The sequence below is a fragment of the Paenarthrobacter sp. GQ52 genome (genome assembly GCF_059759005.1).
On sequence record NZ_JCAXEJ010000012.1, the window covers coordinates 88,881 to 102,156 of the forward strand.

At 60.6% G+C, this 13,276-nt stretch carries 7 protein-coding genes; 3 read left to right on the forward strand and 4 right to left on the reverse strand.

From position 1 onward, the window contains the following. Nucleotides 1-6 precede the first annotated feature (6 nt). Nucleotides 7-1,212: a 1,2-phenylacetyl-CoA epoxidase subunit PaaE gene (paaE, locus tag AC6CH8_RS15570; protein WP_498191421.1), complete on the forward strand. Its 1,206-nt coding sequence runs from the start codon at nt 7-9 to the stop codon at nt 1,210-1,212. Nucleotides 1,213-1,221: 9 nt separating this feature from the next. After that, a complete protein-coding gene (locus AC6CH8_RS15575; protein WP_498191422.1) occupies nt 1,222-2,004 on the forward strand; it encodes an enoyl-CoA hydratase/isomerase family protein in 783 nt (260 codons plus the stop codon). 527 nt (nt 2,005-2,531) lie between these two features. Here the strand turns inward: AC6CH8_RS15575 and AC6CH8_RS15580 are convergent. Continuing rightward, a complete protein-coding gene (locus tag AC6CH8_RS15580) occupies nt 2,532-4,097 on the reverse strand; it encodes a chitinase (RefSeq protein ID WP_498191423.1) in 1,566 nt (521 codons plus the stop codon). A 222-nt stretch (nt 4,098-4,319) separates the two neighbouring features. Between AC6CH8_RS15580 and AC6CH8_RS15585 the strand changes: the two genes are divergently transcribed. Continuing rightward, nucleotides 4,320-6,680 carry a glycosyltransferase family 2 protein gene (locus AC6CH8_RS15585; protein ID WP_420178862.1) on the forward strand — a complete coding sequence of 787 codons (2,361 nt, stop codon included), beginning with the start codon at nt 4,320-4,322 and terminating at the stop codon, nt 6,678-6,680. A 52-nt stretch (nt 6,681-6,732) separates the two neighbouring features. Here AC6CH8_RS15585 and AC6CH8_RS15590 read toward each other — a convergent pair whose 3' ends face one another. The 3 genes from AC6CH8_RS15590 to AC6CH8_RS15600 form a co-directional block, all read right to left on the reverse strand. Then, complete coding sequence (locus tag AC6CH8_RS15590) at nt 6,733-9,198, reverse strand: choice-of-anchor L domain-containing protein (protein WP_498191424.1); 2,466 nt, start codon at nt 9,196-9,198, stop codon at nt 6,733-6,735. Nucleotides 9,199-9,600: 402 nt separating this feature from the next. Next, the gene (locus AC6CH8_RS15595; protein WP_498191425.1) at nt 9,601-11,949 is read right to left on the reverse strand and encodes a thiamine pyrophosphate-binding protein; all 2,349 of its coding nucleotides are present in this window, start codon (nt 11,947-11,949) and stop codon (nt 9,601-9,603) included. A 46-nt stretch (nt 11,950-11,995) separates the two neighbouring features. Then, complete coding sequence (locus tag AC6CH8_RS15600; protein WP_420178859.1) at nt 11,996-13,276, reverse strand: amidohydrolase family protein; 1,281 nt, start codon at nt 13,274-13,276, stop codon at nt 11,996-11,998.

Consider the following 13,276-nt stretch of genomic DNA (forward strand, 5'->3'; position numbering starts at 1 on the left):
AATTCCATGACCACCGAAACCCAGACGGCCAGCCGCCGTCGTGCGTCTTTCCACAACCTGACTGTCTCGGAGGTCCGGCGCCTGACGGACGATGCCATTGAGGTCACGTTTGGTGTTCCTGCCGAGCTTGCCGGGCAGTACGACTACCTGCCCGGCCAGTACGTGGCCCTTCGCACCACGTTGCCGGATGAGCAGGGCGAGCCGCACGAGGTCCGCCGCAGTTACTCGATTTGCGCAGAGCCGCGCAGCTTCGAGGACGGCAGCAGCGAGATCCGCGTGGCCATCAAGAAAGACCTGGGCGGCCTCTTCTCCACGTGGGCCAACGCCGAACTGAAGGCCGGTGATGTCCTGGATGTGATGAGCCCGCAGGGTGCGTTCATCTCGCGGCACGGCAAGGACGGCGCGTCGGTTCAGCACAACGTCATGAACTCCATGAACCACCCGGAGGAGCTGGCGGGGGAGCCGGGCAACTTCGTGGCAATCGCAGCTGGTTCGGGCATTACCCCGGTCATCGCTATTGCGCGCACTCTGCTGGCGGCCAATCCGGAGACCACCTTTGACCTGGTGTACGCCAACAAAGCTGCCATGGACGTCATGTTCCTTGAAGAGCTGGCGGACCTGAAGGACAAGTACCCGTCCCGCCTGGCGCTGCATCACGTGTTGTCCCGCGAGCAGCGGATCGCTCCGCTGATGACGGGTCGCATTGATTCGGAGAAGCTGCAGGCGCTGCTGAGCAGTGCCATCCGTGCCGAGGATGTGGACGAGTGGTTCCTGTGCGGGCCGTTCGAGCTCGTTCAATTGTGCCGTGACACCCTTGCTGCCCGCGGTGTTGAGCCCGAGCACGTTCGTTTCGAGTTGTTCACCACTGGCCGTCCGGACCGTCCCGAGGGCAACGCTGGCCGACCGGTTGTGGAGGACGAGTCGCAGGACACGTACAAGATCACCTTTACCTTGGATGGTCTCACCGGCGACGTCGCCAGTCCCACCCACGCCCGCGAATCCATCCTCAACGCTGCCTTGCGTGTTCGCCCGGACGTTCCGTTCGCGTGCGCCGGTGGCGTCTGCGGCACCTGCCGCGCCAAGCTGGTCACCGGTACGGTGACCATGGATGAGAACTACGCCCTTGAGCAGGACGAGCTGGACAAGGGCTACGTACTCACCTGCCAGTCCCACCCCACCAGCGAAGAAGTTACCGTCGACTTCGACGTCTAAGGAGTCCCCATGATCGAGCTCTCCATTGCCAACGGCATTGCCGAAATCGTCCTTAATTACCCGGACAAGCTGAACTCGCTCAACGAGGACGCGCTTGCCGAACTGGACAAAGCGTACGACGACGCTGCTGCTGCCGCCGCCTCACGCGGTGAAGTGCGGGCGCTACTGCTTCGCGGAGAAGGCCGGGCCTTCTGTGCCGGCCGCGACATCTCTGGAGTAACGCCGGAAACCGATGATGCCCAGGCGTACCTCGGCGGACTCGTGGAACCACTGCTGAAGAAGATGGCAGCGTTTCCGGCGCCCACGTTTGCTGCCGCCCACGGGGCCTGCCTGGGGGTAGGGCTGGGGCTGTTGTTGGCCACGGACGTGGTGTACGTGGCGGACAACGCCAAGTTCGGTTCACCCTTCGCCAAGCTCGGGGCCACGTTGGACTCGGGAGGGCACTGGTACTTCACGGAACGCCTGGGCATGCACCGCACGCTGGACCTGATCTACACCGCCGACCTCATTTCCGGCGCGGAAGCCGTGGAACAGGGGATGTTCAGCCGGGCGATGCCGGCCGATTCCCTCTTGCCGGTGACGCGGGAGATCGTGTCGCGGGTAGCCACGGGGGCGACAGGTGCTTTCAACGCGTCCAAGGAACTCGTGGCACACATCCGAGACCAGCGCCTGGGCCTGTGGACATCCATGGCCGAGGAAAACACAGAGCAGGCACGGCTTTGCAAGACGGACGACTACGCCGAAGGTTTCCGTGCCTTCCAGGAGAAGCGGGCGCCGATTTTCAAGGGCTAGGTTACTTGCGCGCAACGGGTCCCGCCCTTGTTCGCACCCCTCACCGTTGTACGGCGAGTAGGTCGGACAGAGACAGGTTTCGTGAGGCTCGCTTTGCCGGTCCGGGCGTCCAACAGGGCCGACGAATAGTAGGTGCGGATCGGGACTGGATCATGGTTCCCCCAGGAACGTCCATGGTTCAGCACCTGCAGGGCGTAGTTCCAAACCAGAAAAGGCCAACAAGACGTGGCTCAGATAGAGAATACAAGGCGTGCGGCCTAAACTTAGTCACACGTATGAAACGCGCTTAGCGGCTCAGCGTGCTGAGAACGGAGAGTGCCATGCTCCAGATGATCATGTGCAAGCTAAACCTCCATCACCACTGGCACGTTGAATCCGCAGAGGATGGCAGCGGTCGGTACAGGCGATGCACCCGCTGCGGCAAATACGACCGGGACTGGGACGGCAGTGGCTTTATGCACTGATCAGGTCAGACCTTGTTCGCATCGGATCCCGTGCTTGCTCGGATATCCACACGCGGGAGAAGGCTATTTTGCCGCTTCGCCAGATAGCACCTTGGTCAGTTCCTCATTGGAGAGTTTCATCCAGCCCGAATCTGTGGACCCCTGCAGCGCGGCTTCCGGACTCTGTGTCTGGACCCACCATTTAGCTTCGAAGACGTGCTGACCCAGCATCACGCGGTCGCCCTTGTGATAAACGCTTGTGGCTGACCATGCCGGATATGTTCCGGCGGGAACAGTGACTTCAGGCTTGGGCCGGTCGCCGGGCAGGACAGGGCCGATCAGTTTCCACGGCGCCGCAGCTTTGTCCGGGACGGGATCGTTGGGCACGTCGTCTTTGGTCCACCACTTGGCCTCGTAGACGTTGCCGTGCCAAACGATCCTGTCTGACTGCACGTACGTGGCCACGGGAGACCAAATCGGGTAAGGGCTGGTGGCGGGGTCGTCCACTACTGCCGTGGCGGTTGTTGTGCCCGTTGGCTGCACCGGAGCGGGGGAGTCCGTGGGTTTTGAGTCAATGTCAGCACCCAGCACATCGGAGAAACGTGTGTCACGCTGCGGCACGCCACTGCAGGCGTCGGACACCACAGTCAAAGTGGGATAGTTCGGGCCGCATTCGGCGTCCCGGTTCAAGGACCACATGGACATCCGGCCAATGCCTTTGCCTTGCGCGAAGTCGTGCAAACCTTGGGCGTCGGCGAGGGTGAAAACGTCGGCCACAATGTCGTTCTGGCCGATCATGGGGGTTAACCCAATTTTGCGCCACAGGGTTTGTGCCCCAAGGTTTTGCTGCGCTGCGGAGTAGATTTCACCCAGCTGGGAGTGGGTCGCCTCGGCTGCGGCGATTGAGGCCTGCAGCATGGACTGTCCGGCCACTCGGCTTTCGCCGTAGTCCATGGTCATGATGTTCACCCCGGCAAGTTCCACACCGGATGAGAGAAACTGCTCGACGGCGGCCGTCCCGTCTGTAGTCAGCCCCGACGGAGCCACGGGTAGCGTCAGCCAGACGGAGAGGCCCTTGCCCTCGGCCCGCCGTCCTTGCTGCACCGCGCCGATGGCTTTGGCTTGCCGTGTGATGGCTGCCTTATCCGTCAGGGCGGTTCCCTCGATGTCGAGGTCAATGGTGTTGAGGTCGTAGCGGTCGACCACGTTCGAGTAGGCCTGCTGAAGCCGGTCGTCGTCGGTGCAGGCGGTGGTGAGTTCCTTGTTCGATAGCCCACCGAAGGAAACGGCGATGTCACCGCCGGTTTGCCGGAGCCTGGCAATGCGTCGGTCCAGATCAAGGTCTGAGGCGGCCGCGTCCAGACTGTAGAAGGAGCCCCAGGATGGCGTGCACCCGTCCTTGGCGTCGGCCACGATGAAGGACAAAACCACGGACTTGGTGGTGTCGCTGACTGGCTGCTCGAACGCGTACCGAGGTGTCGCCGTTACGTCGACGTACCCAGCGAAAAGTGAAGGTGACGCTGCCGCGGCACGGGTATCAGTGTAGTTACGCCAGGAAACGACGCCGGCCCCCACCACCACAGCTATGACAGCCAGCAGTACGGAGAGCCGAATCCAGGACAGCTTTCGCCCAGGAAAGTGCTTGGACATTAATCCCCCAACATTGAGACCCAAAAATTCGAGTGAGCAGAGTTAAAACCCATGAATGAGGCCAAGAAACTGTTTCAGCAAATTCCGTGGACCACACGGGAATCGTAAGGCTCCTGCTATCGATTACTATAAGGGCAATCGGCGACGCCTTTGTTACAGAAGGTGGACGTTCAACCGGCTACAGGGCCGGAAGGGCGCGGTTCACAGTTTTGATGGGGAATAATGACGGACCAGTTGGTTGATTTGTCCGATGTAGAGCGGGACACCAAAGAGCTTCCCGCGGAGCGTCTGGAAAATACAGGGCGAAAGAGGCAGTGGGGGTCGGAACGGCGGTCCGAACCGTTGGCCATTGTTCACCCAACGCCGTCGTCGCGAAAGATCGTTCTTGGCAGGCTTGCCATGCTCGTGACGGTTGGGGCATGGCTGTATTACGTTGTCTCCACCATCATTCGGCAGCTTGTTGACAATCCGAACTCAGGATTCCGCTTCGGATTTGAGTCGATTTCGTACCTTATTGTTGTCACGTTCCTGACGTTCTCCGCCCTGATGTACCTTATGGCGCGGCAAGGTGCTCTGTACCGGTTCAAGGAACATCGCAGGGTCCCTCGAGGTGAACTTGATAATCACTTCGCCAACTACAAAGAGGCCGTGACGGTGTTGGTACCGTCCTACGCAGAAGAACCCCAGGTTGTGCGGGGTACGCTGTGGTCGGCCGCCCTTCAGGAATTCCCGGATCTGCGGGTGGTGCTCCTGCTGGACGATCCTCCGCATCCTACCGAGCCGGAGAAGATCCACCGCCTTGAACAGACCAGGGCGCTGGCGGGGCAAATTGCAGATGCGTTATCTGCTCCGGCAGAGCGCGCAAACAAGGCGTTGGCTACTTTCCGGGAGAGACACGCGTCGCCCCTTGCAGCGGAAACCCCTGCCACGATTGAAGCGGACGAGCTCCAACTCCTGATTGCGGAGTATGAGGCAGCGGTGGAGTGGCTGGAAGCGATGGCTGAGGCTGAAACCGTGGAAGACCATGTGGACGAATTCTTCGTGGACCTGGTCATCATGGGACTGGCTCGTGAACTTCGCTTGGTTTTGTTGGCGCTGAATGCAGCGGAGGCGCAGAACACGGCTCCAAACCCGGAGCGGATGGAACAGCTTTACCTGAGGCTCACGTGGATTTTCAACGTTCAAACCGAGACTTTTGAGCGTAAAAGGTATGCCAGTCTGTCCCACGAAGCCAACAAGGCCATGAACCTCAACGCCTACATTTCCCTCATGGGAAAACGTTGGCGGCGGGAAGAGACTGCTGGAGGCATGGTTCTGCGTCCATCCCTGGTGCCACGTGATGACGATCTGTTGGTTCCGGACAGTACCTATTTGCTGACCTTGGATGCTGATTCCCTGCTGCTGCGGGACTATTGCCTGCGCTTGGTGTACTTCCTGGAATCTGCGGGTAACGAGCGTGTGGCAGTGACGCAAACACCGTATTCCTCATTCCGGGGTGCACCTACCCGGATTGAGAGGATTGCCGGTGCCACCACGGATATCCAGCACATTCTGCACCAAGGCATGACGTACTATGGAGCCACTTTCTGGGTGGGTGCCAATGCGATTATCCGTAAGCGCGCCCTCGAGGACATCGTTGAAGTTGAGACGGTTGGCGGGTTCGAAATCCGCACCTATATCCAGGACCGCACCGTCATTGAGGACACCGAATCCAGCATTGACCTGGGCACTCACGGTTGGACGCTCGTAAATTATCCGGAGCGCCTGAGTTACAGTGCAACACCACCGGACTTCGGTTCACTGGTGGTGCAGCGTCGACGCTGGGCCAACGGTGGCTTGCTCATCCTTCCCAAGCTCTGGAACCAACTTTCGCAGCGGCGGAACCAGCGGCAAAGAATACTCATCCGCGAAGTTCTCCTGCGCGTGAACTACATGGCGTCGATTACCTGGGCCAGCTTCGGGCTCCTTTTCCTGCTGGCTTATCCCTATGACAGCAGGCTCCTTAGTCCTGCAGTCTTTATAGCTGCCCTGCCGTACTTCCTATGCATGGGTTCAGACCTTCGCGATTGCGGCCATCGTTTTAGCGACATCTTCCGGATATACGGTTTCAACCTCATCCTGCTGCCGGTCAACCTCGCCGGCGTCCTGAAATCACTCCAGCAAGGACTGACGGGGGACAAGATCCCCTTTGTCCGAACCCCCAAGGTCAAGGACCGGACAGCCGCCCCCGCCATTTATGTCCTGATTCCTTACGCAATCGTCGCGTTCTCGGTACTGACCGTTTGGAGGGACGCCCAGCAGGGGAATTGGGGCAACGTTGCCTTCGCCTCACTGAATGCAGTGTTGGCCATGATGTGCATCCAGTCGTATATCGGCTTGTGGAACTCGGCGGTGGATGTTGTCCTGGGAGCAGTCAATTGGCTTTACGTGACGCCCAAACCGAAAGCAAAGCCCGAATCGTTGGTTGTCCCCAAAACGGCCGAGGAAGTTGATTGGGAATCGATCCTCTACCACGGCGACCGCAGGCTCAACCGGGACCTTCGCTGCGGAACCGACCGTCGTCGTCGAATTTCACTTCGCTGAAAAAGGGCCCTCCGCCATGTGGCGGAGGGCCCTTTCGTCTTTCTCTAAACGCTTAGTCGGACCAGATGCCTCCGTCGAGCAGCGCTACGGCGCTGTCGAGGATGCCATCACTGGTATCAGCAACGGCAATTTCCACGGTGACTGGTACGCCCGGTTGCACGGGAACCGAACATGTGAGGGCGGTGGTCATCCCGTCCATGGCGGTGTTGAATCCGCTTGCTCCGGCGGCATTGTCAATGTAATAACTTTCATTCGTGTGATCGTTGACGTTGTTTACACTGATTGGGCTCTGGGTACCGGGTACCAACGCGCAGTTGGTTCCGTTGACGAAGACGCCCATGACGTCGTTGTAGGCGCTGCCCACGTATTCGGGGTATTCCTCGCTGGCAAAGAAGTAACGAACATGGAGGGTGTCGCCTGAAGGAACGATTTTGGCCCAGTAGGAGGCTGCATCAAAAGTGGGCAGATCGCCGATGAAGTTGGACAGCGTGGCGTTTCCTGGTGTTCCCAGATCGCTGGACGCCTGCTGTTCAGGTGTGCCAACGGAGTTTTGCATGTTGCCCGTGGACAGGATCCATGCGGCGCCACCGGGACCATAGTCAGTTGCCCTGCCCCACTGGGACGAGTCACCTGCTCCGCCGTCTTCTTCCACGGCGATGCCGTCGCCGAATACTTCCTCAGAGACGTCGCCAACGGGCGGTGTGGGCTTGCAGAGGTTACCTTCCCAAAGAACCAGGTTCTTGGTGATCTCCTTCTTCCACTCGTCTGTCAGCTTCATGCCGAAGACCTCGACGCCGGCGATCACGCCTATGCGGCCAGCCAGGCCTACCTCGTGTGCACAGGTTTCCGGGCCGGTGGCGTAGTTGGCGTATGCGTCGAATCCACCCGTAAGTCCCGCGATTCCATACAGCTTTGCGGTCAGTGTGGGTCCGATGGTTACTGAAGATTCACTGGTCAGCTGAGGGCCTTGGAAGGTAGCTTCGGCGTTGCCGCCGTACTCTGCGACGGGCTGGAAGTTGCCGTCTTTGTAGGACATGCCAACCGTAGTGGTTGCAGATGCTGCAGCCGTGACGTAGGTATCTGCGGTCCATTCGCTCTTGGCCTTGAGGTCGATTGAGGAGATGAACTGAATGTCTACAGGGACTGGGCCAACTTGGATATGCGCCCAGGTATTGACCGTGCCAAGGTTCTTTTCCGCGGTTCCGGTCAGCGTTCCCGTTGCGCGTGCAGTTGTTTCGGCGGACAAACCAGTGTCCAGCGTGAACTTCGCTTCCTTCAGTGACGCCCAGTGAATATCCACTTCTGCGTTGACAGCAGAATCAACACCGACTTCACTGCTGAGTGCCAGAGTTCCGGTGCCCTCCACATCCACGGTCTTCCACGCAGTTCCTGTGACGGATTTGCTCAGGGTGTCAGAGAATTTGAACGTTTTCTCGAAGATGGGCAGGGACACGTCACTTGGGGTGGCCAACTCGTCCGCTGGAATTCGACCGCCGTTACGGTTCAAGGGAGCCGCGGAGGCCTGCCCGTTATCAACAATGTCCACACCATCCGCTGGAATGAACTCCTGCTTCACGATGGTGGTGGTGGGGGTGACCAAACCGTTGGTGTCGTAAATGGCGTCCGGCAGGGTGGCCTGTTGGACAACAGCTGTCTGTTTTCCGTCCGGAGCATTAGTAACCTGCTGGACGCGAACCAACATTCCGTCCGGAGTAAAGTCCGAGAAACCAGAAACAAGCACGTTGCCGGGGTCGATATCCGGTGCTCCCGCACCCACGGAGTTGAACGTGATGGTTGTATCGCCCTGAACGTATTCCTGTGCCAAGGTGTTGGTATCAATCACCAGGGTATCCGGCGAGGTCACAACACCATCCGCTGCAGGGGGCAAAGATAAGCGGTACAAGTATGCCGCCATGGCGTCACGGTTGATGGGTGAGAGCGGGCGGTAGGAAGCCGTGCCGTCTCCGTTATCCCAACCGGTAGCGATTCCCTTCGCATGGAGCCAGGAAATCTCGGTGTAGAACTGCGTCGTGCTGGTGATGTCAGAGAAGGGTGGCGTTGCTGGTGCCTGGAAATCAGGCTTGTTTTCAAAGCGGTAGAGGAAGGCCGCCATGGCGTCGCGGTTGATCGGGGCCGTAGGGCGGTACTCCCGTTTACCGTTTCCCACATCCCACCCGGTGGAGATGTCCTCCTGGTGAAGCCATGCCATTTCCTTGTAGTGCTGCTGGCCGGGGCTGACATCCTGGAACGGGGAGGTGCTTGGTGCCGTGAACTCCGGCGATCCTGCCAGCCGGTAGAGGAACGCGGCCATTGCATCGCGATTGATGGCGGTCAAAGGACGGTATGTTCCGTCGGACCAGCCGGTGGAGATGCCTTCATTTGCCAGCCAGGACATTTCTTTCGCAAACATCATGCCTGCGGGTACGTCGGTGAATGTCACGGCATTTTCTGTTTCGCCGGCGGCTGTTGCTGCCGTCTGGCCGGTAAGTACCAAGGAGGCACAAAAAATGCCGACCATGACGGTTCGGCTGGATCGGGAAAAGAGGGACCTTCGGGGGTGCCCCGCTTTGGGGCTGGGCATAGGCGTATCAGGTGACGTGCTCAAGGGGCGCTCTCTCATAAAACATAAAATGGTCTCCCGCCAATTGCCTCATTGGCGGGAGACCCGGGTGCGAACGGAATTACTGCGAGTCATTTATGGCTGATTTGCGATACTGAGCTATCGCCAAGTAGGCGTTTCTTTACAGCTCCAGCAGGCTTTGCGTGTAAGCAAATTTAGCTGTTGCCGTGATCATAAAGGTCTTTTAGTTATTAAGTCCATACACACCGTGAATATGAAGCAAGGCACCTGTCTGTTGCAGTGTCAACAAAGCGGGACAACCACATCACGTCTGTGCGGGCAATGCCTGACTAGCTGTCACTAAAGCAGGTCAAGGATAGCGCGGACGATGCTGTCGGTGTCCACCCCGTGGTAGCGGTAGACGTCGTCAATACCGCCCGCCTGGCCGAAGGTATCGACGCCGAGGTTGCGGCTTCTGACTTGGTGCACGTTGGCGAGGAACGCCAGTGTGTGGGGGTGACCGTCCAGCACGGTGACCATGGGGACGGCACGCTCAGAGGGCAGGATTTGATCCAGAATCCAGGACGGTGCGTCCTGCTTCTGCCCGTTGCGTCCCTGCAATGCTTCGTACAGAAGGCCGGGACTCGTAACGCAGACAACGTCCACGGGGGTGCCTTGGGCGGCGAGCCGCTCGGAGGCCGCAAGCGCTTCCGGGACCAGGGCGCCCATGGCGACGATCGTCGCCGACGGCGTCGCGGCCGCGCGCAGCATGTAGCCGCCAGCCACCGCTTGGCGACGGCGACGCTCACGGGCGGCGGGATCCTCCGGGACGGCGGCCAGTTGCTGGTCGACGGGTTTTGTGGAAAGACGCAGGTACGCGGATTTGCCGTCCGAGCGTCCGAGTTGGGACATGGAGGCGAGCAACGTCCACTCGACGTCGATCGCGAAGGCCGGTTCGTAGCTGGTGCAGCCGGGCTGTTCCAGTCCGATGGAAGGCGTCTTGATGGACTGGTGGGCACCGCCCTCGGGCGCCAATGTCACGCCCGACGGCGTCCCTACCAGGATTGACTGCCCCCCGGCGTAGATACCGTAGGACCAAGGTTCCAAGGCACGCTCAACGAATGGGTCATAGAGCACGCCGATCGGGAACAACGGCTGGCCCCAACGGCTCCAGGTTGCGCCAAGCTCGCCCAAGAGGCTGACAAGGTTGACCTCGGCTATGCCGAGTTCGATGTGCTGCCCTGTGGGCTTTTCACGCCAGTGCATGACCGTCTCGGTATCGTCGCTGAACCAGTTCCGGCGCTCTTCCACTGACCAGACGCCCACCTTGTTCAGCCAGCCGGCGAGGTTGGTGCTGGAGCTCACGTCCGGGCTGACGGTCACCAGTCGGCGCGCCACATCGGGCGCCGCACGGGTGACGTCCAGCAGGGTACGGCCCAGAGCCGCCTGCGTGGTTGCCGTGCCCGAGGGCGTCCTGCCGAAATCTGCCGGTACTGAGGGCGGGGCGACAGCAGGCTGCGCGGAGCGCTGAAGGGTTTCGGCCGTCATTCCCACCAGTTGCCCTTCGGTGCTTGCGGGGTCGAACCGCGTCCAAGGCGCGTCGGGGTTCTCGCCCATTCCGTGGGCGAGTTGTCGGTACTGATCGATAGTAAGCAGCGAGGAGTGGTTCTGCGGATGGCCTTCGGTGGGCAGCCCGTTGCCCTTGACGGTGTAGGCGATGATGACGGTGGGGCGGGTGTCATCGATCTGCGCGTAGGCCTCGCGCAACGCGGCAAGGTCGTGCCCGCCCAGGTTCCTGATGGCCCGGGTCAGGATCTGGTCCTCGACGCCGGCAATAAGTTCCGCGATGGCCGCACCCCCGGCGCCCTCACCCGGGAGCCTGCGGCGCAGCTCCTCGGCGGAGCAACGCAGAAGCCGCTGGTATTCGGGATTGGACATGTCAACAATGCGTGCCCGGAGTGCATCGCCTCCTGGCCTGGCCATGAGACTTTCCAAAAGATGGCCGAAACGCACGGTAATGACCTGCCAACCAGCGGCCGCGAAGAGGCGCTCAATCTTGCCCGCGGCAATGTTTGGCACCACCCGGTCAAGGGACTGCCTGTTCAGGTCTACGATCCAGACGATCTCGCCGAGATCCGCAACATTCGAGTCCAGCACGGCTTCCCAGACAGCGCCCTCGTCCAGTTCGGCGTCGCCGACCAGCGAGTACTGGCGCCCACGGTTCGGTGTGCCGCTTACGGTCTCGATGTAACGCCGCGAGATGGCACCCCAGATCGGCGCGGTGGCCCCGATACCGACAGAGCCAGTGGAGTAGTCAACGGGATCCGGATCCTTGGAACGGCTGGGGTAGCTCTGCAGCCCGCCGAACTCACGCAGCGTCGTGAGGTACTTTTCATCCAAGCTGCCCAACAGGTAGTTGATGCTGTGGAGCACCGGCGAGGCGTGGGGCTTCACCGAGACACGGTCCTCGGCGCGGAGCTGCCCGAACCAGAGCGAGGTCATGATCGTGGCAATGGAGGCACTCGAGGCTTGGTGCCCGCCCACCTTGATGCCGGATGTGTTGGGCCGCACTTTGTTTGCGTGGTGGATGATGGACGTCGCAAGCCACAGGACACGGCGTTCTATCACAGCAAGTGCTTCCAGCTGGGGGTCGTCGAGGGGCGGGACGGTCTTCGCCGCCAAGTCATCATTGACTGGGGTCAGGTTCATGGGATGCCTTAAGGGTGTGTTGGTGGTTCAGGGGTGGCGCGAGCAGTTATTGGGAGATCAGTAGTCCTCGCTTGAGGACTCCAAGGGGTGTTGCGAGAGTGCTGATGTCCTGCATGGGGTCCTCCGCCGTGACGATGAGGTCGGCCCACAGACCGGGCCGGATGCGACCCACTTGCGTCTCCATCCCAAGCATGTCGGCGGCTTCACACGTGGCAGATTTCAGTGCATGCTGTGCTGCCAGTCCGGCGTCGACATAGCGTTCCAACTCGCGGGCAAGAAGATCAAAGGTGACGTGGGCAGGGCCGGCGTCCGTCCCTGCCACGATTGACACGCCGGAGCGGAGGAACTCGGTCACGTTGGTAAACCGCGATTCCAACCGCGCCACCACATTGCGGTCCTGGGGGTTGGATAGTACTGGGTGGCCCTCTCGCAACTGCCGGGAAACGATGTCCGCTGAAATGACGGTGGGCACAATATGGATCCCGGCATCGGCCGCCCTTCGCAACAGCTCGCGATCGGGAGCGCACTGCTCGTCCGGCCCCAGCATCGAGGCATGTTCCAGGGAGTGCACGCGTGCCTCGATGCATGCGGCCATTGAGGAACTGGCATGGGCATGGGCTGCAGTCCTCATGCCGTAGGAGCCGGCGATGACCACCGCCTCCCGGAGCAGGACGGGATCGAATTCAAAGACGCTTGGACTGGTTCCGGGAGTAAATCCGCCGCCGCTGGCCATGAGCTTGATCCAGGTGGCGCCGGCCGCGTGCTGTTCGGCGATAATGGCCTCGATATCCTCACGGGTGCGTACCTCTCCGTTCATGTCGTGACCGTGCCCGCCCACGCGGCAGATCGGCGCACCGCAATGAACCACGGTGGCGACATCGGACACCATGCCCAGGGCTGCCCTCATGGGAGCAAGCAGGTGCCTGGGTGTCCCGCAGTCCCGTACCGTGGTTATTCCGGCACGAAGCGCAATCCGCGCATTCGCCACCACCTGCGCAACGATCTCGTCATCGCTGCTGCCCTGATAGGTTCCCTTCGGGTCATCACCACCATCGAAGGCCAAGTGAACATGGGCATCCATGAGTCCGGGGGCCACGAACCTGCCCTTAAGATCCAGGACGCTGCCCATGCCCGGTTCACTGCCGGCAGGAACAATACGGGAGATCTGTCCTGCCTTTAGCCACACATCGCTCAGGGAACCGGACGTCCCCGACTCGGGATCAACAACACGTGCATTGAGCAGCACGGTGACGTCGTCGCCTGTCCGGGCCGCGCGGCTGACGCTGTACGGTACGGGGCGGTCGGCCACATCAAAAGTGATGGTCAT